Annotated in this window: 17 protein-coding genes and 1 tRNA gene; 8 read left to right on the top strand and 10 right to left on the bottom strand. The window is 59.5% G+C overall.

What is annotated here, in order from left to right; genetic code table 11:
• Positions 1-161 precede the first annotated feature (161 nt).
• From rsmD to mnmE, 9 genes are all read right to left on the bottom strand, one after another.
• Positions 162-737 carry a 16S rRNA (guanine(966)-N(2))-methyltransferase RsmD gene (gene rsmD, locus CFR78_RS00695; protein WP_034931227.1) on the bottom strand — a complete coding sequence of 192 codons (576 nt, stop codon included), beginning with the start codon at positions 735-737 and terminating at the stop codon, positions 162-164.
• Complete coding sequence (locus CFR78_RS00690) at positions 737-1,516, bottom strand: pseudouridine synthase (protein WP_007397156.1); 780 nt, start codon at positions 1,514-1,516, stop codon at positions 737-739. The genes rsmD and CFR78_RS00690 overlap by 1 nt, the downstream gene beginning before the upstream one ends.
• A complete protein-coding gene (locus tag CFR78_RS00685; RefSeq protein WP_034931247.1) occupies positions 1,513-2,253 on the bottom strand; it encodes a gamma-glutamyl-gamma-aminobutyrate hydrolase family protein in 741 nt (246 codons plus the stop codon). Before CFR78_RS00685 ends, CFR78_RS00690 begins: the two co-directional genes overlap by 4 nt.
• A 178-nt stretch (positions 2,254-2,431) precedes the next feature.
• Positions 2,432-2,507: transfer RNA gene (locus CFR78_RS00680), tRNA-Lys, on the bottom strand.
• An 85-nt stretch (positions 2,508-2,592) separates the two neighbouring features.
• Entirely contained in the window at positions 2,593-3,492 is a 900-nt protein-coding gene (locus tag CFR78_RS00675) for a ParB/RepB/Spo0J family partition protein (RefSeq protein WP_034931229.1), read from the bottom strand.
• On the bottom strand, positions 3,492-4,316 hold the full coding sequence (locus tag CFR78_RS00670) for a ParA family protein (RefSeq protein WP_034931231.1): 825 nt from the start codon (positions 4,314-4,316) through the stop codon (positions 3,492-3,494). Before CFR78_RS00670 ends, CFR78_RS00675 begins: the two co-directional genes overlap by 1 nt.
• On the bottom strand, positions 4,309-4,935 hold the full coding sequence (rsmG, locus tag CFR78_RS00665) for a 16S rRNA (guanine(527)-N(7))-methyltransferase RsmG (protein WP_034931232.1): 627 nt from the start codon (positions 4,933-4,935) through the stop codon (positions 4,309-4,311). Before rsmG ends, CFR78_RS00670 begins: the two co-directional genes overlap by 8 nt.
• Positions 4,932-6,803, bottom strand: coding sequence for a tRNA uridine-5-carboxymethylaminomethyl(34) synthesis enzyme MnmG (gene mnmG, locus CFR78_RS00660; RefSeq protein WP_034931234.1), 1,872 nt, complete (start codon positions 6,801-6,803; stop codon positions 4,932-4,934). Before mnmG ends, rsmG begins: the two co-directional genes overlap by 4 nt.
• A 13-nt stretch (positions 6,804-6,816) precedes the next feature.
• Entirely contained in the window at positions 6,817-8,151 is a 1,335-nt protein-coding gene (gene mnmE, locus CFR78_RS00655) for a tRNA uridine-5-carboxymethylaminomethyl(34) synthesis GTPase MnmE (protein WP_051672083.1), read from the bottom strand.
• 73 nt (positions 8,152-8,224) lie between these two features.
• Between mnmE and CFR78_RS00650 the strand changes: the two genes are divergently transcribed.
• Together CFR78_RS00650 and CFR78_RS00645 are read left to right on the top strand one after the other, a co-directional pair.
• Positions 8,225-8,680, top strand: a complete 456-nt coding sequence (locus tag CFR78_RS00650) for a methylated-DNA--[protein]-cysteine S-methyltransferase (RefSeq protein ID WP_007397165.1) — start codon at positions 8,225-8,227, stop codon at positions 8,678-8,680.
• Between the two features lie 26 nt (positions 8,681-8,706).
• Positions 8,707-9,678 carry a quinone oxidoreductase family protein gene (locus tag CFR78_RS00645; RefSeq protein ID WP_034931249.1) on the top strand — a complete coding sequence of 324 codons (972 nt, stop codon included), beginning with the start codon at positions 8,707-8,709 and terminating at the stop codon, positions 9,676-9,678.
• 176 nt (positions 9,679-9,854) lie between these two features.
• Here CFR78_RS00645 and rho read toward each other — a convergent pair whose 3' ends face one another.
• Positions 9,855-11,165, bottom strand: a complete 1,311-nt coding sequence (gene rho / locus CFR78_RS00640; protein WP_034931237.1) for a transcription termination factor Rho — start codon at positions 11,163-11,165, stop codon at positions 9,855-9,857.
• Positions 11,166-11,577: 412 nt separating this feature from the next.
• Between rho and CFR78_RS00635 the strand changes: the two genes are divergently transcribed.
• From CFR78_RS00635 to CFR78_RS00610, 6 genes are all read left to right on the top strand, one after another.
• Complete coding sequence (locus CFR78_RS00635; protein ID WP_007397171.1) at positions 11,578-12,390, top strand: ABC transporter permease; 813 nt, start codon at positions 11,578-11,580, stop codon at positions 12,388-12,390.
• A 273-nt stretch (positions 12,391-12,663) separates the two neighbouring features.
• Positions 12,664-13,623, top strand: a complete 960-nt coding sequence (locus CFR78_RS00630; protein WP_034931240.1) for a tetratricopeptide repeat protein — start codon at positions 12,664-12,666, stop codon at positions 13,621-13,623.
• A gap of 8 nt (positions 13,624-13,631) precedes the next feature.
• Positions 13,632-18,983: a glycosyltransferase gene (locus CFR78_RS00625; RefSeq protein WP_034931243.1), complete on the top strand. Its 5,352-nt coding sequence runs from the start codon at positions 13,632-13,634 to the stop codon at positions 18,981-18,983.
• A gap of 671 nt (positions 18,984-19,654) precedes the next feature.
• Entirely contained in the window at positions 19,655-20,929 is a 1,275-nt protein-coding gene (locus CFR78_RS00620; RefSeq protein ID WP_007397177.1) for a polysaccharide biosynthesis/export family protein, read from the top strand.
• A 95-nt stretch (positions 20,930-21,024) separates the two neighbouring features.
• Positions 21,025-22,218 (top strand): capsule biosynthesis protein, encoded by a 1,194-nt coding sequence (locus CFR78_RS00615; protein WP_034930507.1) that lies wholly within the window; start codon positions 21,025-21,027, stop codon positions 22,216-22,218.
• 46 nt (positions 22,219-22,264) lie between these two features.
• Positions 22,265-22,912 (top strand): ABC transporter ATP-binding protein, encoded by a 648-nt coding sequence (locus tag CFR78_RS00610; RefSeq protein WP_034930510.1) that lies wholly within the window; start codon positions 22,265-22,267, stop codon positions 22,910-22,912.
• Positions 22,913-22,958 lie beyond the last annotated feature (46 nt).

Below are 22,958 nucleotides of genomic sequence, written 5' to 3'. Positions count from 1 at the left end.
CCATATCCTGATCTGAAGGTCCACCTGCCTGCACGCAGGGACCAGAGGCACAACAGGCCGGGCCAGCGCAGGCCTTGCCCGCCCATTCCCGTCAAACGGCCTGACTATAACCCTGACCAATGGACGGAAAGAAGGCCAGTTGCATAAAATAGGGCAATCTCTTACGCCGCGTCACCCTGGCCGTTCCGCCAGACATACAGCTGGGCGGCCCCATGCCTGCGTGCAAGCAGCAGCCTGTCCGTCTCCACCGGCGGGTCCTCACCCGCCGCCATTTCCACCACGACAAGGGTGGATGGCCCCAGCCAGCCCCCACGTGCCAGCACCGCCAGCGCCCGGGCCGGCAGGTCCTGGTTATAGGGCGGGTCCAGAAAGACCAGATCAACCGGTCCCGCGGCACCGGCGGGCGGCAGGCGCAGCATGTCGAGCGCGCGCACCGTACTGCGGCCCTGCATGCCGCAGGCCGCAATATTCTCCCGCAGGGCACGCAGGGCGGCGCGGTCACGTTCCACGAAGCACGCACTGGCGGCCCCGCGCGACAGGGCTTCCAGCCCCAGCGCGCCCGTGCCCGCGAACCCGTCCAGCACGCGCGCGCCGCGCAGGCCATCCAGCCCGGCCCATGGCGCATGGGCCAATGTGTCGAACAGGGCCTGGCGCACCCGGTCGGCCGTGGGGCGCGTCGTCTGCCCTGCAGGCGCGTGCAGGGTGCGGCCCCGGCATTCTCCCGCGATGATCCGCATTACGGCCTGCGCTGGAACTTGCCACCGGACAGGCCGCCGGGCACCTGCTCGCGGATGACCTTGCCGGTCACTTCCTCCAGTTCGCCCCGCGTAAGCGTACCCAGCTGGAACGGCCCGTAGGATGTGCGGATCAGGCGACTGACATGCAGGTTAAGCCCCTGCATGACCTTGCGTACTTCCCGGTTCTTGCCTTCACGCAGGGATACGGTCAGCCACGCATTATCCCCCTTGGCCGAATCCAGATGCGCCTCGATCGGGCCGTAGCGCACGCCATCGAATTCGCTCCCCCTGGCAAGGGAGGCCAGCATGCGTTCATCCACCACGCCAAACACCCGCACCCGGTAGCGGCGGATCCAGCCATTGCTGGGCAGTTCCAGCCTGCGCGCCAGTTCACCATCATTGGTCAGCAGCAGCAGGCCCTCGCTGTTCAGGTCCAGCCGCCCCACACTTATAACGCGCGGCAGGCCGGGCGGCAGCGACTCGAACACGGTAGGACGGCCCTCGGGGTCACGGTGGGTGGTCACCAGCCCGTCGGGCTTGTGGTAGCGCCACAGCCGCGTGCGGTCAGGCGCGCCCACCACGCTGCCATTCACCTGCACGATGTCCCCTGCCCCCACGAAGGTTGCCGGGTGGTTCACGACCGCGCCGTTAAGCTGCACCCTGCCCTCGGCAATCATGCGTTCCGCGTCGCGCCTGCTGGCAACGCCCGAACGGGCCAGCCATTTGGCGATACGGTCGCCCCGTTCAGCGGAAGCGGAAGAAGAATGGTCCTGTGTCATGTTCCTGCCTGCCTTGCGGCGTCGATCAACCCTTCGAACAGGAGACGGTCCCCTGCCGAGATGCCAAATTCCGGATGCCACTGCACCCCGATACAGAAAGGATGCCCGGGAAGTTCAAGCGCCTCGATCACCCCGTCGGGCGCACGCGCGCATACGATCCCACGCCCCGTATCGTGCACCGCCTGATGATGTGACGAATTGACCGGCAGGCAATCCGCCCCCACCAGCCGCGCCAGATGTGTATCCGCCATGATGTACACGTCATGCCCCGCCTCGTCACGCGGGTTGGGCTGTTCATGCGCCAGCGCGTGCGCCAGGGCATCGGGGATATGCTGCACGAGCGTGCCCCCCAGCAGCACGGCCAGCAACTGCATGCCACCGCATATGCCCAGTATGGGGATACCCTTTGCCAGCGCGGCCCGCACCAGTGCCGCTTCCGCCGCCGTGCGGCGTGGCTTGGTCCGGACACTGGCATGGGCTTCGGTGGCGCCATACAGGTCGGGTGGCACATCAAAGGCACCCCCCGTCACCACCAGACCGTCCAGCCGGGACACCATCCGTGCAGCCAGCGCCGGGTCATGCCCGAGGGCCACGGGCAGGCCGCCACACGCGGCAATCATGTCCATGTAGTTCTGCCGGATCGCATACCACGGAAAGCATGAATAGCCACCCGTACCCTGTGGCGCAGGGGGTTCGCCATCCAGCGTGACACCGATCAGGGGAAGCCGGGCATTCATCGCAGCCATCCCTTGATCAGGCTCAGGCTGGCGGAAGGGAATGGACAGGTCATGAAGATCCCTTCCCTGTGCTGCATGAGGGAAACCATAGCGCGGAAACAAGGCCCGGGACGCATGATACAAAAAATCCCCACCGGCGGAGCCTTGATGGGGACTTGTATATTTCCGTTTAACCCGGTGGTGGGCGCACAAGGGCTCGAACCTTGGACCCGCTGATTAAGAGTCAGCTGCTCTACCAACTGAGCTATGCGCCCACAGGGTTACCCTCTCGGGTGAGAGGGCTTCTAGCAGTCACCCCACTGGCTGACAAGGGGTTTTCTGAACTTTTTTGAAAATTTCCTACTGCTGCAGCAGCCGCAGCAGGCCATCGAACTGCTCGAGCGAACGGTAATCGATCTTTATGCTGCCGCCCCTGCCGTCAAAACTGATCTGGACCTTCAGCCCCAGCCGGGCCGCGAGATCACGTTCCAGTGAGGCGATTTCGGGATTGCGGGCAGCTTTTTCCGCCTTCTCACGTGCGGCCGCACTCTTGCGCTCCTGCTGACGGGCCAGGGCCTCGGTCTGGCGCACGTTCAGTCCCTGCGCCAGTACGATTTTCAGCGCCGCCACCGGGTCCGCATGCGCCAGCAGGGCGCGGGCATGCCCTGCCGACAGGCTCTGGTGACGCACCGCATCGCGTACCGGTGCGGGCAATTGCAGCAGGCGCACCATATTGGCTACATGCGGGCGGGACTTGCCAATCGCACTGGCCAGCTCATCCTGCGTCAGTTCGTAATCATCAAGCAGGCGCTGCAGGCCCTCGGCTTCCTCAATGGCGTTCAGGTCGGCACGCTGGAGGTTTTCCACCAGGGCAGCCGCCATGGCATCGCCATCATCAAGCGGGCGGATATGGACGGGCACATCATGCAGCCCCGCGATCTGGGAAGCACGCCAGCGCCGTTCCCCCGCGATGATCTGGTAAATACCCGCACGTCCGGGATGCGGACGCACCAGAATAGGCTGCAGGATGCCACGCACACGAATCGAGCTGGCCAGTTCCTCCAGCGCTTCGGGTTCCATCTGCTGGCGGGGCTGAAAGGGGCCGGGTTCCATTACATCGACCGGCAGGCTGGCAATGACGTCCGATACCCTGCGCCCTTCCACCGCCGGGGCGGGTGGCAGCATATTGACCTGCTCGCCCAGCAATGCGGCCAGGCCACGCCCGAGACGGGGGCGACCGGCATCCTTTTTGGTTTTCATCACCGTGCCTTCCCTTTGCGTGCCCCATGCAGGGCAAGACGGTCCGATATTTCAGCGGCCAGCGCCTGATAGGCCTGACTGCCCGATGAGCGCTGGTCGTAATTCATGACCGGCTGCCCATGGCTCTGCGCTTCCGAGATACGGATATTGCGCGGGATCAGGGTTTCAAGCACCTTTTCCCCAAAGAAACTACGGGCATCATCCGCCACCAGTTCCGACAGGTTGTTGCGCCGGTCATACATGGTCAGCACAATCCCCTCGAGCATCAGCCCGGGATTGAGGGACTGCCTTACGCTGTTTATGGTCCGTACCAGCTGGCTGATCCCTTCCAGTGCAAAGAACTCGCATTGCAGCGGCACGATAACCGACTGCGCGGCCACCAGCGCATTGAGGGTAAGCAGGCCAAGGCTGGGCGGGCAGTCGATCAGCACCACGTCATACGCCACGCCCACCTGCCGCAATGCATCGCGCAGGCGGTATTCACGCTGCTCGGCCATGACCAGTTCCAGTTCCGCCCCGGCCAGTTCCGTATCCGCCGCAATCAGCGACAGGCCGGGAACGGCACTGGCCTGCACCACATGCGCAGCCCGCGTGCCATCTTCCAGCATGGCATAGGTACCGCTGCGCCGGGCATCGTACCCCACGCCCAGCCCGGTGGAGGCATTGCCCTGCGGGTCCAGGTCAACCAGCAGGACCTTCAGCCCCGATGCCGCCATGGCGGCCGCAAGGTTGATGGCCGTGGTGGTCTTGCCCACGCCGCCCTTCTGATTGGCCAGCGCGATAATGCGGGGGGAAGATGAGGTCCCGCTTCCCGTATCATTCATTGTTATGGTCTCTGACACGCCTGATATCGCTCAATTCTAGAATCACACCATCCGCATTCGTGCGGCTTGGAATCCGGTTTACCGCCATGTGCCAGCCAGCATGGGCTGCCGCCAGTTCCTCTGCCGCATTGCGGCCTTTCAGGAACAGGCAGACACCATCGGGCCGCAGGAAACGCGCGCCCCATTCCAGCAGCAGCGGCAGCGGGGCCAGCGCACGGGCCGTTACCACCAGCGCGGGCGGCACATCCGCCTGTTCCAGTCGCTGCGCGCAGACCCGCACCTGCACGCCCGCCACACGCGCCGCCTCCCGCAGGAAGGCGGCCTTGCGCTGGTCGGACTCAATCAGGGTAACACGCGCATCGGTCGCGCAGGCAATGACCAGACCGGGAAAACCACCACCCGATCCCATATCCACCAGACCCGGCGCACCTGCGGGGATCAGTGCAGCCAGTTGCAGGCTGTCGGCGATATGGCGCGACCACAGATGCGGCAGGTCATGTGGGGAGACCAGATTGATCTTCTGGTTCCACCGCAACAGGATATCAGCATAGCGCTCAAGCCGCTCGTGTGTTTCACGTGAAACACCCAGATCTGACGGCAGGGTCGGGACAGCCGTCATGCCGCCACCGGCCTGTGGCGCACATGGGCCAGCAATGCGACAAGGGCGGATGGCGTAATGCCGGGAATACGCTGGGCAGCCCCGAACGTAACCGGGCGCACCTGTGCCAGACGCTCCTGCATTTCCGTACTCAGGCCACCGATCTGGTGGTAATCGAGATCGGCTGGCAGGACAATCCGGCTTTCACTGGCAAGCTGGCGGATCTCGCGCTCCTGCCGGGCAATATAGCCGCTGTAACGGGCTTCGGTCATAAGATGCTGCGCCACACGGGGCGGCAGGTCAGCAAACCATGGGGCAATACGGGTGATGATTTCGGGCGTCGCGTCCGTCGCCAGCACATCCATGAGCGAACGCGCGCGACCATCGGCAGAGACATTCACACCTTCCCGCCGCAGCGCATCCGGGGTACAGGTTTCACTGCTGGCGCGTGCCATGGCAGCATCGATCGCCGTACGGTCAGACAGGAGACGGGCCGCGCGCGCCGATCCCACGCATCCCCATTCCAGCCCCAGCGGGGTCAGGCGCAGATCGGCATTATCCGCCCGCAGGGTCAGTCTGTATTCCGCACGCGACGTAAACATGCGGTACGGTTCCGAGACCCCCTGCGTAGTCAGGTCATCAATCATCACGCCTATATACGCCTGTCCGCGCGCCAGGGTCACCCCTTCCTGACCCGCCGCATGCCGGGCCGCGTTGATGCCGGCAATCAGCCCCTGGGCACCCGCCTCTTCATATCCCGTGGTGCCATTCACCTGACCCGCCAGAAACAGGCCGGGCAGGTTCTTGAGTTCCAGGGTGGGGGCCAGTTCACGCGGGTCAACATAGTCATATTCCACTGCATAGCCCGGCCGCACCATGCGGCAGTTTTCCAGCCCCGGAATACTGCGCAGCATTTCAAGCTGCACATGCTCCGGCAGACTTGTGGAAATGCCATTGGGATAGACCAGCGCCCCATCCGGGTTACCGGGCAGGCCTTCGGGCTCCAGAAAAATCTGATGCGATTCACGCTGCGCGAAGCGCACGACCTTATCCTCGATGGAGGGGCAGTAGCGCGGCCCGCGTCCCGATATCGCACCGCCATAAAGGGCTGAAAGCTGAAGGTTCTCGCGTATGATTTCATGCGTGCGCGGTGTAGTGGCCGTTATGCGGCACGATATCATGGGATTGGTGATGGCATCCGTCATGCGGCTGAATGCCTCGGGCACGGCATCCCCCCTGTCTTCGGCCAGACTATCCCACTCAATGCTGTCGCGCGCGATCCGGGCGGGGGTTCCGGTCTTGAGCCGTCCCATGCGCAACCCGAGTGCTGCCAGACGTCGCCCCAGTGCATTGGCGGGCCTGTCCCCCACCCGGCCTGCCGGTTCGCTCTCATGACCAATATGGATCGTGCCACGCAGGAACGTGCCAGTGGCCAGCACCACGGCACCAGATGCAAAGCTGCGACCATCCTCGCAGACCACGCCTTCCACCCCACCCTGTGCATTCACCAGCAGATCACCCGCTGCCCCTTCAACAATATCCAGCCCTTCGGTACACGCCAGCAGGTCCTGAATGGCCAGCCGGTAGAGCGTACGGTCCGCCTGCGCGCGCGGACCATGCACCGCAGGCCCCTTGGAGCGGTTGAGCAACTTGAAATGAATGCCCGCATGATCGGCGGCAATTCCCATCAGCCCGTCAAGCGCGTCGATTTCGCGCACAAGATGTCCCTTGCCAATCCCCCCAATGGCGGGATTGCAGGACATGACGCCGATTGTATCAAACCGGTGGGTCAGCAGCAGGGTGCGGGCACCGGCGCGCGCGGCGGCGGCGGCGGCCTCACATCCCGCATGCCCCCCGCCCACGACAATCACATCATATGCGCGCTTCATCCCGCCATCCCTCCTACTTGCCAATACAGAACTGGCCGAACACCGTATCCAGCAGGGCTTCCACATCCACCGCCCCGGTCAGGCGCCCCAGCGCGCGCATGGCCAGCCGCATTTCTTCCCCGCGCATTTCGGGCCACGGCATGGCCAGGGCCTGCCCGATATGGCGCACCGTCTCCTCTATCGCGGCACGATGGCGCGCACGGGTAAAGGGTGCAGCAACCCGGCCTGCCGTAAGCGCGCGCGCCTTACCGGCCAGTACTGTTCTTAGCACATCCATGCCCCCATTGGTGAGCACACTAATGCCAATCGCACCATCAGGTGCCGGGTGCAGGTCCGTCTTGTTGCACACCAGTACATCCGCCCCTTCCAGCCGGGGCGGCAGATGACTACCAGCAAAAACCTGCACCACGCAGTCAGCCTGTTTCACGTGAAACAATGAACGACGCACGCCCTCGGCTTCGATCTCATCCTCTGTTTCGCGCAATCCGGCAGTATCGACAAGGGTTACCGGCACATCCCCCAGCACCAAGCGCACTTCGATCGCATCGCGTGTCGTACCCGCCCGGGATGAGACAATGGCGGCATCCCGCCCTGCCAGCGCATTCAGCAGGCTGGACTTGCCAACATTCGGCTCCCCCACAATGGCGAATACCAGCCCGCGCCGCAGCCGCTCCGCCCCGGCCCCTTCGGCCAGATAAGCCTGCATCGTGTCATGCAGCTCCCGCAGGCCGTTACAGAGTTCCTGCTCCACTTCTGGCGGCAGTTCCTCATCAGGGAAGTCGATCAGCGCTTCCTGATGGGCCAGCAGGGTTCGCAGCCGGTCGGCCCAGTGCTGATACAGGCGGCTCTGGGCACCATCAACCTGTGAGAGCGCCTGCTGGCGCTGGGCTTCCGTCTCGGCTTCGATCAGGTCGGCAATGCCTTCCGCCTGCATGAGGTCCATGCGCCCGTGCATGAAGGCCCGGCGACTGAATTCACCCGGTTCGGCAGGCCGTGCCCCCAGGGCAACCAGCGCATCGGCCACGGCATTGATCACAGCCGGCCCCGCATGCAGGTGCAGTTCCGCGCTATCCTCCCCCGTATAGCTGTCCGGGCCGGGGAACCAGAGCACCAGTGCCCGGTCCAGCAGCACGGGTGTGCCCCCATCCCGTCGCCATAGTCCCCGTAACGAAGCCCGGCGCGGCGCAGGCAGGCGGCCACACAGGCTTTCGACAATCCGGCCCGTACCCCGGCCACTCAGCCGCATCACCGCAATGGCGGCGCGGGACAGGCCACTGGCAAGGGCAAAGATAACGGGGGGATGACCATCACGTTCCTGCATGAAAATCTCCATAATGGCCATCGTCATTTTGCCAGTGGCGGGAACGGCGTTATCGTTCACCTCTTTGTCCTGATCAAGGTGACTCATGCCACAACTTTCCATGCATTCGCCACTGGCGCCGCTGACCGTATCCGTTGAAGACGAAAAGATTGTCGCGCTGGACTGGGGCTGGGGCCGCGATCAGGAAGAAACACCCGTCCTGCTTCAGGCCCGCGCATGGCTGGAGGCCTATTTTGACGGTGATCCCGCCCCGTGCACCCTGCCACTGGACCCTTACGGCACACCGGAACAGGTCAAGGCCTGGCGCTTCATGCTGACCATACCCGCAGGCCAGCATGTGTACTGGAAAGATGCCGCCCGTCTGGCCGATGTCACGCCCGAAACCATTGTCAGCGCGTGTGGGGAAAACCCCATTCCCATCCTGATCCCCTGCCACCGCATCGATCTGGATGACTGCCCGGATTATGACCCCGAGACCTATCCCGGCGAGGAAGGCGCGCAGGACCGCCAGTTCCTGCGTAACCTGGAAACCCTGTGCGTTACCCCCAGATCCTGAACCCCTGAGCGGAACCAATGAATGCCATGAACACCGTCATCCGCGTCCATGAATATGGAGGACCCGAAGTTCTCCACGTTGAATCCCTCCCCATCCCCACCCCGGCGGCCAATGAGGTCGTGCTGCGGCAGGAAGCCATCGGGGTCAATTTCATCGACACCTATTTCCGCAGCGGGCTGTACAAATTCCCTGCCCTGCCCGCCATTCCGGGCATGGAGGGCGCAGGCACGGTTACAGCGGTCGGGGCGGACGTGCAGGATATCCACCCCGGCATGCGGGTCGCCTACCCTGCCACACCGGGCGGCTATGCCACGTACCGCACCATCGCCGCCGACCGCATCGTGCCACTGCCTGACGCCATCGGTTTCGATACCGCCGCCGCCATCATGCTGCGCGGCCTGAGCGTGCACATGCTGCTGCGTGAGGTCCATTGCGTCCAGCCCGGTGAGGACATACTGGTCTATGCCGCCGCCGGTGGCGTGGGCCTGCTCATGTGCCAGTGGGCACGACATCTTGGCGCGCGGGTCATCGGCGTTGTCTCGACCGAAGCCAAGGCCGAACTGGCCCGGGCCAATGGCGCAGCGGATGTCATTATCGGCACGGACCATGTAGCCGAGCAGGTGCGTAACCTGACAGATGGCCGCATGCTCAAGGTCGTGTACGACAGCATTGGCAAGGCGACGTTTGAGACCAGCCTGTCCTGCCTTGCCCCACGCGGCCTTATGGTCAGCTACGGCAATGCATCCGGTGCCGTGACGGGGGTGGATGTTGGTACACTGGCGGCCCATGGCAGCCTGTACCTGACCCGCCCGCTGCTCATGACCTATATCGCCCAGCGCCCTGCCCTGCTCCATGCCGCGCGGGAACTTTTTGGCCTGGTGGAAAGGGGCGTGATCAAACCCCGTATCGGCCAGTCCTTTGCCCTGAAGGATGCGGCACAAGCCCATATCGCCCTGGAATCACGCAAGACCACGGGCAGCACCATCCTGCTGCCCTGAGCCTTTCATAAAGAAGTTTTTGGTGAAGCTTTTTTCAAAAAGCTTCAAAAGAACGCCGCCTTTTTGAAAAAAGGTGGCTCCCAAAAACTTTTATACTTTTACAAATGAATCATCAGGACATAAAAAAACCCCGGCTGAAAGGCCGGGGTTTCTGTCGTCACGATAATCCGGTGCGATCAGGTATTCATCGCATCGAAGAAATCATGATTGGTCTTGCTGTATTTGAGTTTGTCGAGCAGGAAGTCCATCGCATCCATCGTGCCCATGGGGGCGAGGATACGGCGCAGGACCCACATCTTCGCCAGATCGGCACGATCAACCAGCAGTTCTTCCTTACGGGTACCGCTCTTGGTGATGTCAATGGCCGGGAAGGTCCGCTTGTCAGCCAGCTTACGGTCAAGGATCAGTTCGGAATTACCCGTACCCTTGAACTCTTCAAAGATGACCTCGTCCATCCGGCTGCCGGTATCGATCAGGGCGGTGGCGATGATGGTCAGCGATCCCCCTTCCTCGATATTACGGGCTGCACCGAAGAAGCGCTTGGGGCGCTGCAGCGCGTTGGCATCCACACCACCGGTCAGCACCTTGCCCGATGAGGGCACGACGGTGTTATAGGCACGGGCCAGACGGGTGATCGAATCCAGCAAGATCACGACATCACGCTTGTGCTCGACCAGACGCTTGGCCTTCTCCAGCACCATTTCCGTTACCTGCACATGGCGGGTCGCGGGTTCATCAAAGGTGGAGGACACCACTTCCCCCCGCACGGAGCGGGCCATGTCCGTCACTTCTTCCGGACGCTCGTCAATGAGCAGCACGATCAGGAAGACTTCGGGGTGATTGGCAGAAATAGAGGACGCGATGCTCTGCAGCATCACGGTCTTGCCGGTACGCGGCGGCGCCACGATCAGTGCGCGCTGGCCCATCCCGATGGGAGAAACCAGGTCGATCACGCGCGACGTGAAATCCCGGTTCGGCGCCTTGCCCTTTCCCTTGCCATTGGTGGGGGCCTCATCCGCGCCGCCAACAGCCGAGTTCTCGACTTCCATCTTCAGCCTGCGCTCAGGATAGAGCGGGGTCAGGTTGTCAAAGTTGATGCGCTGGCGCACCGCCTCGGGCGGTTCGAAATTGATTGCATTGACCTTGAGCAGGGCAAAATACCGCTCGCCATCACGCGGGGCCCGGATCTGGCCCTCCACCGTATCACCGGTACGCAGTCCGAAGCGGCGGACCTGGCTGGGAGAAATGTAGATATCATCCGGTCCGGGAAGGTAATTGGCCTCTGGCGAGCGGAGGAAACCGAAACCATCGGACAGGATTTCAAGCGTACCGTCCCCGTAGATGGCCTGGTCATTATCGGCCAGGGTCTTGAGGATCGTGAACATCAGCTCCTGCTTGCGAAGAGATGATGCGTTTTCAATATTCAGACTTTCAGCATAAGCCAGAAGGTCTGCTGGAGATTTGGCCTTGAGTTCGGCGAGTTGCATGCAGGATATGCCTAAATTAAGTGGGCAGTTCACGAAAGGAAGACGGTAAGCCAGCAACTCATTGAACAGGGTGCACTGATGTGCAGGACCCTGACCCATGTCACAATCAAGATGGTTGATGCTGCTTAACGGATAAGGTGGGAATTCCAGCCAAAAACTTTAAGTCTGCTGGAATATGGAAAAGTTATATACCTTTAACCATGCGCTGTCAAGCCTCTCGACAGATTTGTAAAGATATGGCCATAACAGCGCCCAATCGGCGGACCGGCCTGTCGGCATTTGGATGACTGGCATCATCCTGGCTACCCTAGTTCCGTCCGCGCCGTGAACCGGGGGCTGGAAATCCACTTGATGATGCTTACCAGGGGACAGGAGCCACTCTGATGGTCAACAGACGAAAGTACACCATTCGATGAGAACATCCGAAGCCAGGCAGAGCAGTTACCAGAATCTGAAGGCTGCTTTCGGTCGCCAGCTACGCGTCATCTATGCCCTGATCATGCGCGAGATCCATACACGGTACGGACGCGAAAACATCGGCTTCCTCTGGGTGCTCGGGGAACCCATCCTGTTCTGCGCAGGTGTTGCGATCCTGTGGACGGCCATCCGCCCCTCGCATGAACATGGCCTCCCGATGACGGCCATCGTGATTACGGGGTACGTTCCCCTTACGATGTGGCGCCATTGTCTTGGCCAGTCGATCAAGGCGTTTGAATCGAACGGCAGTCTGCTTTTCCACCGTCAGGTGACACCCGTCACGATCATCCTGGCACGTTCGGGGCTGGAAATAATCGGCACCCTGATGGCCGGCCTGCTTGTCGCCTGCGGCGCAATTTTCCTGGGTTTCATGAAGCCGCCCCAATATTACGGCATGCTTTATCTTGGCCTGGCATTTCATGCCATATTCTGCACGGCAACCGCCATGATCTTCGCGTCCCTTAGCGAAATGTCGGAACTTATTGAAAAGGTAATGGGGGTTTTCAGCTATCTGTCGCTGCCCTTCACGGGCGCATTCACCATGGTCAGCTGGCTTCCGCCCAAATACCGCTGGTACATGATGCTATCCCCCAGTGTGGATAATATTGAAATGATACGCGAAGGCCAGTTTGGCCTGAATGCGCACTCTCATTACAACATCGCGTATTGTTTTGGCATAAATCTGTTCCTGATGGTTGCTGGCTTCTATCTGTGCCTGCGTGTCCGTAAATACATTCTTGTTCAGTAAGTATTCCCTGCTGCCGTTCTGCCATGTCATGTTGCAATTCATGATTGCGCCATCGCTGGCAGGACGATGACGCACAATCCCTCCCACGGCGGATGTTGCCGGACAGATGGTCACCAGCGATGAAACCGGAGGAATGCTCAAAAATAACACAAATAAATCAGTGCGTTATAATCACCCCTTTCTTCTGAAAGCACAATGCGATATCTTTGGGACTGTCCCCGCCCCTACTTTGGTTCACATTCATCCTGAATTGATATGCTCAGAAATCAGAAATTGCGTTCCAAGGCGCGTAAGGCAGCCCGCAGTGGCCAGTGGGGTGAAGCCGCCCGGTACTATCGGGAACTGTGTAAACAACGTAATCCATCGGTAAAGGACCAGATCCAGCTCGGACACGTCCTCAAGGAAAATGAGGACTTCGATGCGGCCCTGACAACCTACCTGCATGCCGCGGATACCAATCCGCATTACATTGATGCCCAGAGGCAGGCAGGGCTGTTCCTGAAGCTGCGGGGATACAGGAAGGAAGCCGCCGCCTATTTTGCCCGGGCGCTGGCCATGGACGGCAGCCTGAGTGACATGCGCGACGAACTGCGCAGTGTCGGCGTCAAGGATGATACTGCCCGCGATGCCTGCCACCTGCGCGGCGGCCTGACCAGCACGGAAGTGCAGGGACACGCCCCCGGCCTGCTGGCACGCCTGCGCATGGCGTTGTCATTAAGGCAGGCCCGGGCGGCAGCCCGCAGGAAGGCCTGGCCCGAGGCGGAAAACAGCTATAGGAAAGTCCTGAAATACGCGCCCGGCCAGGTCCGGTTCCTGATCCAGCTTGGCCATGCACTACGGGAGCAGGACAAGGCGGATGAAGCGGTTGACTGCTACCGGCGCGCCCTGCTCCTGACACCCCGCGATCCGGAACTCTATATCCATCTGGGTGCCGCACTTAAGCAGCAGGGGCGTATAGATTCCGCGCTGGGGGCCTATCTGGCGGCATGGCGGCTCAGGCCGGGCCTGCCCGCTGCAGAAAGAGAAATACGCGCAATCAGCGGTGACCTGACTGATGACCAGATAGCCGACCTGTCGGGGGCCTACCTGCGGATGGATGCATCAGCGCCTGACGCCTCCTCCCTTGCTTCCGAAGGCGGCGGGCGGCGCAGGCTTGTCGAGAAACCGGGACTGGACCACGGACAGGGCACCATTTTCAGGTTCCTCGCAGGCTCCCTGGCATACAAGGAATAACGGACTCCATGCGTATCGTCATTGATCTGCAGTCATGCCAGAATGGCAGTCGCCACCGTGGCATCGGCCGTTATGCCATGAGCCTGACCAAGGAAATGATTACCGTCGGCAAGGAACACGAGTTCCTGATTTTCCTGACGGACCGCTTTCCCGGCTCTGTCGACTATGTTCGCAAGGAACTGGCCGGTTTCCTGCCCCAGACTTCCATTTACGTCTGCAGCCTGACGGACAGCGTGGAAGCCGCCAGCCCGGACAATGCCTGGCGCACCCGCGCCGCCGAGATCCTGCGCACGGCCTTCATCTCACGGCTTGAGCCCGACATGGTATTCATCCCCAGCCCCCTTGAGGGGCTGTGGGACAATGTGGTCGTCTCGATTGATCCCGCGCCCTATCCGGTCGCAGTCACCATCCATGACCTGATCCCGCTGGAAGATCCCAAACGCTATATTCCGGCCCAGAATGACCAGGATGCCTATGCGCGCCGTATCAGCACCGTAAAACAGGCCGATCTGCTGATCGCGATTTCCGATTTCGTGGCGGGCGAGGTCAGGAACCGCATAGGCGTGGAACCGGAAAAGGTCATAACCGCCCTCAATGGCATCGACCATCGGTTTACCCTCCCCAAGCCGGGCAGTACGGACCATACGGCCCTGCTGGGTCGCCTGGGGATATCAAGGCCGTTTGTCCTCAACACAAGCCCGCTTGAATATCGCAAGAACCTTGAAGGGCTTATCGCGGCCTTCGGCAGCATGTCCCGACAGGTCAGAAGCAGCCATCAACTTGTCATCGTGGGCAAGATGAACGCGGATGCTCGTCCCTATCTTGACAAGCTGGTACGGGCAGAGGGACTGCCAGCCGATACCCTGGTGCTGACGGGTTTTGTCTCTGACGAAGATCTTGTTGCACTCTATGCCGCCTGTTCCCTGTTTGCCTTCCCCGCATGGAGCGAGGGATTCGGCCTGCCCCCGCTTGAGGCCATGGCCTGTGGCGCGCCGGTCATTTCCGCCAATACGACATCCCTGCCGGAAGTCGTGGGGCGTGCGGACATGCTGGTTGATCCCTCCTCCCCCCTTGTCTTCGGGCAGGCAATGGAGCGGGTCCTCGGCAATCCAGCGGTTCAGCAGGACCTGCGTGCGTATGGCATCGAGCGGGCCAAGGCCTTCACATGGACACGCCCCGCCCGGATCATCCTTTCTGCCTTTGAAAAACTGCATGCGCAGTCCCGCGCGCGCCAGCCTGCGCAGCAGCCCATCCTGCCACAGCGTCCCCGCGTTGCCCTTGTCTGTGCGCGGATGGATACGGACAGCCATGTGGCGGGCCGCCTGTCCGGTCTGGTTTCGGCCCTGAGTGCCGGATGCGACGTCACGTTGTATTCCATGACACCCGACGACCATCTGGACCAGTGGACGGCCGCACAGGTCGAATGCCGGACACTGGAGGCACTGGACTGGGATGCCTCGCAGTTCGACCAGATCCTTTACGCGGGGGATTGCCATGACGCCCCGGTGCTGTCCGCCCCCATGGCCGCCCATCCCGGTCTTTTCATGCAGATGCGCCCGCTGGAATCCATCGATGACGGGGAGGCTGGCACTGCCATCCTGACACCCACGATGCAGCGTGACATCGTCGCCTCCCAGGGCCTGGCCGGGCTTGTCACGGCCAGACAGGATCCGGGCACCCTGGCGCAGTGGAAGGAACTGGCGGGCAGCAGTCTTTCCCTGTACGCCCTGCGGACCCTGCCGGAAGGCAGCGCGGCCCTGCCTTTGCTCCCCCTGTCCGGTGACAAACATGCGGCAGCGCATTACCGCAGCTTTGCGCAGGTTGCCGATGATGCACCACTTGTTGCCGTCGTGATGTCCCGCAGTATTACGGTTGGCAGTTTCCTGGCAGCCTTCCGTGGCCTTGGCCGCACATTGCCCGATGCACGCATGGTTATCCATGTAACGGGCGAAAGGGCGGTCGCACCGGCGTCGGAAAAGCCCACGCTCCTGCAGGGCGGCATTCACACCTTTACAGGTCCGCTGACCCCGCATTATCGCGGCCTGCTGTCTGCCGCGGATCTTATCCTGCTCGGTTCGGATCTGCCCGAAGAGCTGGCGGAACGCTGCCTGAGCGATGCACGCGGACTGAAGCGCCCCGTTGTGGAAGCAGGCGACACGCGCACAGACCTTTCACGCGAAATTGCCGATACTATCGGCCCCCTGGGCACAAACGGTGCCCAACGGGTAGAACCGACCATGCTGCCGCCCTCCCGACCGATCAGGGCATGGGTCGAAGCCATAATGGCGGCGCAAAACGAACCCATCCGCAGCACGCCTTCACAGCTTTCCCATGTCCAGGCGATCCTGCCGGGCAGCGTGCGGAAAATACGGGCGGATTCAGACGATCTGGGGGCGGTTGCAATCGCACTTGCCCATAACGGGGCCATCGAGCGGGCACCACGCCTTTTCATTGATGTCACAGCCTATGCCGCGCCTGGCGCCATCCGGCGCCTTGATTCCATGGCACGGCAGCAGCTTGCCACCCTGTTCCGGCAGGGTGGCAAGGATGTTTATGCCGTCTATGGCGCGGGTGAGCATTTCATGCTTGCCAACCAGTTTACGGGCAGGCTGGCAGGCATAAGAAATTTCTACCTGCCAGATGAAATACTGTCCACACGTCCGGGGGACCGCATCATCGGGCTGGATTTCCTGTATGCCACCCTTGAGCCGCAGGCGGCATGGCAGCAGGCCCAGGCATTTGGGGCAACGGCGCTTTATTTCGCCGCTGGCAGGATTGCCGCACAGTCAGGATGCGATAAAGCACTTGCGGACCTGATCCTGCAATGGGCCAGGGAAGCCACGACGGAACAGTCGCTCTCCGTGGTGATTCCCGCATCGGCATGGGAAAAACAGGTCTCAAATATCCAGCTTACGGAACTGCTGAGCCGCTTGTCCGGGCAGGGCAGGGCACTCGGCATTTTCTCGCTGGAAGGCCGTCCGGCCGACTGTGAAAACAGGGAGCAGACCGGGACCATTACCCCGGTGAAGGCATCCGCTACGGTGGACCAGGCCGTGGAGGCACTAGACCAGCAGGTGATCACGGCATCGGACAGTGAAGTGTCGATGCAGTATACCGTCATGGGTCATCTGCTGGGCAGCTACAGCCTCGCAATCATCAACCGTGCCGTCGCCACCACACTGGAACAGGCTTACCCGAAGCGCACACATTTCCTGCCGTTCGAGACCGACCCCATCAGCCATACCGAAGGCGTTCCGGCCGACGAAAAGCAGCTGATGATCGATCTGTGCGCACGGCCACAGCCCGATCCGAACCGCGAAGTGATCATCAGCCAGCACTGGCCGGTCATGCCGCCTCCATCGCATCCGCGACTGGCACTTTCCCTGTTTGCATGGGAGGAAACCCGCGTTCCGTCCGATATCGTCCAGACCCTCACCAACGGGTTCGATGCGATCATCTCGCCAGCCCAGTGCGTTACGGATGCGCTGAGCCTGTCCGGCTGCCGCCTGCCCATAGACACGATCGGCCAGCCGGTTGAGCTTGACCCCCTACGGGCACTGGCGCGCCAGCGCAAGCCCGTTACCCGGCCGATGCGCCGCTTCCTGCATATCTCGTCGTGCTTTCCCCGCAAGGGCGTGGATGTCCTGCTTGCCGCATGGGCCAGGGCCTTTACGAAAAAAGATGATGTCGAACTGGTCATCAAGACCTTCCCCAACCCCCATAACGACGTGCAGGAACAACTGGATGCCCTGCGCGGGCAATATCCGGCCATGGCTCCCGTCCAGATCATCAATCGTGATGTGGAACCAGAGGAACTGCTGACGTTCTACAGGACGGCTGATGTCATGGTCCTGCCCACACGCGGGGAGGGCTATAACCTGCCCGCACTTGAAGCGATGGTGGCGGGCCTGCCCCTGATCGTGACCGGCCACGGGGGGCAGAGGGATTTCTGCGGGCCGCATCAGGCAAGGCTGATCCGCTTCACCTTTGCCCGTTCCGGCAGTCATGTCGCAGGTTCACATTCGCTATGGGTGGAACCGGATGTGGACGACCTGACGGCTGCCCTGCGCGAATATACCGACCCCGCCAATATCGCATTGATCGAGCAGCGGCGTCAGGCGGCGCTGGTGGCAGGCAATGTGGAAAATGACAATACCGCATGGGTACGCCGCTTCAGTGGCATGGTGCGTGACCTGCTCCAGCCGCAGGACCTGACAGCGCCCAGGGTCGGGTGGGTCAGCACCTGGAATATAAAATGTGGCATTGCGCAGTATTCCAATTACCTGATCGACCATATGAGCGATGAGCAGCAACAGAATATTACTGTTTTCTCCGATCATCGTTCAGAAAAGAACAGCAATCCCATCGCCTTTACACTCGTATGGGATTATGTTCAGGACACAGCACACGATGTTGCCGCAGCCACCGTGGAGCACGGGGTTGAAGCGCTGGTCATCCAGCATCAGGATGGGCTGATGGCATGGAACGAACTGGCCAGACTGGGGCAGGACCCACGTCTTTCCGATGTCGTGACCGTCGTCATCCTTCATAATGCCCGCAATCTACGGCGTGCCGACAAACAGACAATCGAGCAGACCGTACAGGGACTGAACCAGATGTCCCGCGTTCTTGTGCACAATATCGATGACATGAACTATCTTGTCAGTCTGGGCGTGCAACGTAATCTGGGTCTCTTCCCCCATGGGGCCTTTGCACCAAAACAGACTCCCTGGCCCCGCATCCTGAAGCGAAACGACGCGCCCGTTATCGGCTGTCACGGCTTTTTCTTCCGTCACAAGGGGATCGACAGGCTGATTCAGGCCGTTGCAAAACTGCGCCGCCAGTGGCCGGGCCTGAAACTGAGGCTGGTCAACGCCCGCTTCCCTGACGGCAGTCATGATCAGGTTATCGACCATTGCCGTGAAGTGGCGGCAAAAGCCGGTCTTAAAGATGCCATCGAGTGGCATCTTGATTTTCTGCCGGTAGCAGAAATCGAAACCCTGCTTGAGGGCTGTGACGTAATTGTTCTGCCTTATGACGAAAGTGATGATTCCGCCAGCGGCGCGGTACGGACCGCGCTTGCCACCATGGTGCCGCTGGTCGCCACCCGCGTGAAAATTTTCTCGGAACTGGAGGGTGCGGTCGCCTGGGCCGATAACAATGATCCTGATGAGCTGGCAAAAGTCATTGCGCCATTACTGGAAAGCCCGGAAAAACGCCGCGCCATACAGGCCGGCATGCATGACTGGCTTATGGCCCATGACTGGCAACACATTGCACGCAATCTGGAAAACATGCTTTACGGACTGGTGCGCCAGAAACGTCTGGACTGGAATCATCCACGCAACCGTTTCGATTAAAAAGGCAACATACCTGCGCAGTGCTGTGACCGACCTATAATAGCCCTGCGCTGGTTGACTGTTCTGCCACCCCATTGGCTTCGGATGCAACGGGCCGACCATGCAGGTATGAATGTCGCCAGCCATCCGGCAGGCCGGCGATCATACCCGAACCCTTACGGGCAGGTCGCAGCCTGAGGCAACCGCCTTTAAAGAGATCTTGTACGGTGTGGCATGTTCAAACGCTTCAGGGTCGTGCATGTCACTGCAATACTCCTCTGGACGTAAGAAACTATTCAGATACAACGCATTGATATGAATGAAATATTTCAGGAACCACACTCCTTTAAGGAGGCAATGCTTCTGCAGCGTTCTGAATAACGGGCTACAGATCGGATGCTTCCAGCTGAACGGCAATCAGTGTTATGCGACCTGTCTGGCCGAAAGCGCCACGGCCTGTTTCGAACACCCTATCGGCAGATGCATATTCTTGCATGCCTGCAGCAATGATACCCACTGGTTAACCGGGCCCCATGGATACAACATGCGTATTCTGCATATGGTCAGCCTACAGAAAACCTGATAAAAGGCGATCCGTTGATAGTGCCTGTGCCTCTTGGTAGTATGCATGATGCATGAGGTTATTTCGATTCCAACCGTTTTTTGCCATAATTCTCAGACACGGTGCTAAATTGACAATCTTCTGTTTCCCAAAAGAGTTGAAGCCACATCAACGTCATGTTCGAAACAGAAGATGGATCATCGCACTGACCGGGGGACTTCTGCTGCTGTCAGGCTGCAATTCCTTACCCGATAGTGGCCCGACCGAATCACGGATCAACAGTTCCCAGCGTAATCCAAAAAAAAATGCGGTTGGCTATAGCATCATCCCCATTACACCACAGCTGATCTCATCCCTGCAAAGCGAGGCCCCCCCTCTTTTCAGCAGTCTGGACAGCGCCGATCCCCATCCGATGCGCACCAGCACCAATGATACGATTGGCCCCGGCGATGTCATTCAGGTTGCCGTCTATGAAGTTGGGACCGCGCTCTTTGGTTCATCCAGTTCAGCCATGAGCGCGGCAAGCAGCAGTTCCGGCAATGGTCTGCTGGGGGCTGCCCAGCCCTCCCCCATTCCCCTGTTGGGCGTGGATGGTAATGGCAACGTTCAGGTTCCGTTTGTGGGCCAGATCAATGTAGCCGGCATGACGGCCAGCCAGGCTGCCCAGGCCATCCAGTCCAGGCTGAAGCAGAAATCTGCCGCCCCCCAGGTCATGGTCCGGATTGCAACGGATATTGCCAATTCAGTGATGGTTTACGGGGGTGTCCGGCGCCCCAGTCGCATTCCGCTCACGCCAAACCGGGAGCATATCCTGGATGTCATCGCACTGGCGGGCGGACAGGAACATGCCAGTCAGACCCAGAATCAGGTCCAGAACCAGATGGACGAGGACTATATGGTCCGCCTGACCCGCAATGGTCGCGTGACCGAAGTCCCTCTCAAGGTCGTCGAGGATGACCCCAGCCAGAATATCGTCATGCAGCCGGGTGACCGGGTCCAGCTAACATATGAACCCCGTACCTTTACATCGTTTGGTGCGAGTGAGCACGTAAACCAGATCCAGTTCCCGACACCGATCCTGACAATGACGGATGCGATTTCCCTCATCGGTGGCCCATCGGATGCACGCGCCGACCCGAATGCCGTCTATCTCTTCCGTTTCGAGCACACGGATGTCCTTCAGCGCATGGGCATATCGGTTGACACAAGTGCCCCCACGGCACCGGTGGTTTATCAGATAGACATGATGAACCCCAGCAACTATTTCCTTGCGCAGAAATTCATTATGCGGGACAGGGACCTTATTTATGTAGCCAATGCCGCCAGTAACAAATTCTATAAATTCTTCAGCCTCATCAGTACGGTCATTGCACCGGGAATTGCAGCAGCATGGATTGTCAGATAAAAGCCGCGCCCAAAAAGTAGCAGGACCATCAGAAATACCTTCCATAGCTGTTACAGCAAGACACCCTCCTCTCTCCTCTCCCGGAAGTCCATTTTATGAATACCGATCTACATGCTCCTGATGAAGGGTCGTATCGCCCCGAAGATGTCTCCGTGCTGGCACGGCTGCTGGGCGGAATTCAGAACCGGATACGGGACAATCTGTATTTCATTATATTCGTTATTGCACCGACTTTACTGACAGTACTGTACCTGACATTAATCGCTACACCTCAATATATATCAGAAGCACATTTCGTGGTGCGCGGCCATTCATCACAGTCGGGCATCTCACTGAGCAATATCCTGCAATCCAGCGGCGGAGGAGGCGGGGTTTCCTCAGAAAATACATATGTAGTCCAGGACTATCTCCAATCCCGCGACGCAGCCGAACTTCTGATCAAGCAGAATAACCTGCTTGATGTCTACACACGTCCGGAAGCTGACTTTATTGCCCGCTTTTCCGGTCTGTCCGGGCTTGGATTCAAGAAAGACTTCGAGCATTTTTATAAATACTACCAGAATCATGTACTGGTTGAGCAGGATACGGAAACCAATATTTCCATTCTGACGGTTCGTACTTTCCGCGCAGCTGATTCCCAGAATGTTGCCCGTGCCCTTCTGAATGCTGGCGAAAACCTGGTGAACGAAATCAATCGGCGCCAGCGTGAGAACCTGATTCATATGACCTCACTTGATGTGCAGGCATCAGAGGCGAAGCTGCGCGAAATCAACCAGAAACTGGCAGAATACCGTAATGTCGTGGCCCTGATTGATCCCCTGCGGCAATCTACCCCGATGATCAGCTTTGTAACCAATCTGCAGAACATGCTGACTTCCACAAACATGCAGCTGAACCAGTTGCAGCAATCAGCGCCGAACAGCCCCCTGATTGCCGCCTACAAGCGACAGGCTGCCATTTTAGAGGAACAGATAAAGCAATCCGGCAAACTGATTACAGGTTCCGATGAGTCGCTTGTTCCCAAAATTACCGGCTATGATGACCTGATGGTACAACGCGAACTGCAGCAGCGTATCCTGGCCAGTAATGTTGCATCGCTTGAAGCTGCCAAGCAGCAGGCCAACCAGCAGATGATCTATGTGGATGAAGTTGCCCAGCCCAATGCACCCGACTGGCCCGAATACCCCCGCAATCTTCTGGTTCTCAGCATCGTGTTTATGTCCCTGCTCGGGTTGTACGTGATGGGCAAGCTTCTTATTGCCAGTGCTCAGGAACGCAATCTGCACTAGATGGTCCGATCCGTTTCATGACGTAATTTGCAAAAAAGAATCCATCATGCTGCGCTGTATAGATATCGTTAAAGACTACCATATCGACAAAGGCTCCCGTCGCATACTGGACCGTGTCAGCTTCCAGATCGAACGGGGCGAAAAGCTTGGTATTCTGGGACGTAACGGCGCAGGCAAATCCACGCTGATCAAGATTATCGGCGGCGTTGAACTGGCAACCTCGGGCCGGATTGAACAGAGCATGTCTGTTTCCTGGCCCCTTGCATTTGGCGGCGCGTTTCAGGGCAGTCTGAGCGGACTTGATAATCTCCGGTTTATCTGCCGTATCTATAATCTGGATTATAAGAAAACACGTAAATATGTTGATGATTTCTCAGAACTGGGAAAGCAGCTTCTTGATCCTGTAAAAACATATTCGTCTGGCATGCGGGCACGACTGGCCTTTGCGCTTTCTGTTGTAATCGAATTTGATTGCTATCTTATTGATGAAGTAATTATGGTTGGCGATGCCCGCTTCTATCAACGCTGCCGCGATGAACTTTTTACCAAACGCGCAGATCGGGCACTGATTATCGTTTCTCATGACATGAACTTCATTAAAGAAATATGTGACAGAAGTGCAGTTATACATAATAAAAAAATGATTGAATGTAGTAGTGTTGAAGAAGGTATCGATCTTTACCATTCTCTTTAGTTCATGTGAATTTTTATTATATTATTGTGTGTGAATTCTTAAAATA

This window comes from Komagataeibacter rhaeticus (genome assembly GCF_003207855.1).
Taxonomy (GTDB): domain Bacteria; phylum Pseudomonadota; class Alphaproteobacteria; order Acetobacterales; family Acetobacteraceae; genus Komagataeibacter; species Komagataeibacter rhaeticus.
This window is presented reverse-complemented; position numbering and strand designations above follow the sequence as displayed.

What these genes read in the sequence shown, in the direction of transcription:
- rsmD (WP_034931227.1), bottom strand. Translation starts at nt 737, where the DNA reads ATGCGGATCATCGCGGGAGAATGCCGGGGCCGCACCCTGCACGCGCCT.
- CFR78_RS00690 (WP_007397156.1), bottom strand. Translation starts at nt 1,516, where the DNA reads ATGACACAGGACCATTCTTCTTCCGCTTCCGCTGAACGGGGCGACCGT.
- CFR78_RS00685 (WP_034931247.1), bottom strand. Translation starts at nt 2,253, where the DNA reads ATGAATGCCCGGCTTCCCCTGATCGGTGTCACGCTGGATGGCGAACCC.
- CFR78_RS00675 (WP_034931229.1), bottom strand. Translation starts at nt 3,492, where the DNA reads ATGAAAACCAAAAAGGATGCCGGTCGCCCCCGTCTCGGGCGTGGCCTG.
- CFR78_RS00670 (WP_034931231.1), bottom strand. Translation starts at nt 4,316, where the DNA reads ATGAATGATACGGGAAGCGGGACCTCATCTTCCCCCCGCATTATCGCG.
- rsmG (WP_034931232.1), bottom strand. Translation starts at nt 4,935, where the DNA reads ATGACGGCTGTCCCGACCCTGCCGTCAGATCTGGGTGTTTCACGTGAA.
- mnmG (WP_034931234.1), bottom strand. Translation starts at nt 6,803, where the DNA reads ATGAAGCGCGCATATGATGTGATTGTCGTGGGCGGGGGGCATGCGGGA.
- mnmE (WP_051672083.1), bottom strand. Translation starts at nt 8,151, where the DNA reads ATGACGATGGCCATTATGGAGATTTTCATGCAGGAACGTGATGGTCAT.
- CFR78_RS00650 (WP_007397165.1), top strand. Translation starts at nt 8,225, where the DNA reads ATGCATTCGCCACTGGCGCCGCTGACCGTATCCGTTGAAGACGAAAAG.
- CFR78_RS00645 (WP_034931249.1), top strand. Translation starts at nt 8,707, where the DNA reads ATGAACACCGTCATCCGCGTCCATGAATATGGAGGACCCGAAGTTCTC.
- rho (WP_034931237.1), bottom strand. Translation starts at nt 11,165, where the DNA reads ATGCAACTCGCCGAACTCAAGGCCAAATCTCCAGCAGACCTTCTGGCT.
- CFR78_RS00635 (WP_007397171.1), top strand. Translation starts at nt 11,578, where the DNA reads ATGAGAACATCCGAAGCCAGGCAGAGCAGTTACCAGAATCTGAAGGCT.
- CFR78_RS00625 (WP_034931243.1), top strand. Translation starts at nt 13,632, where the DNA reads ATGCGTATCGTCATTGATCTGCAGTCATGCCAGAATGGCAGTCGCCAC.
- CFR78_RS00615 (WP_034930507.1), top strand. Translation starts at nt 21,025, where the DNA reads ATGAATACCGATCTACATGCTCCTGATGAAGGGTCGTATCGCCCCGAA.
- CFR78_RS00610 (WP_034930510.1), top strand. Translation starts at nt 22,265, where the DNA reads ATGCTGCGCTGTATAGATATCGTTAAAGACTACCATATCGACAAAGGC.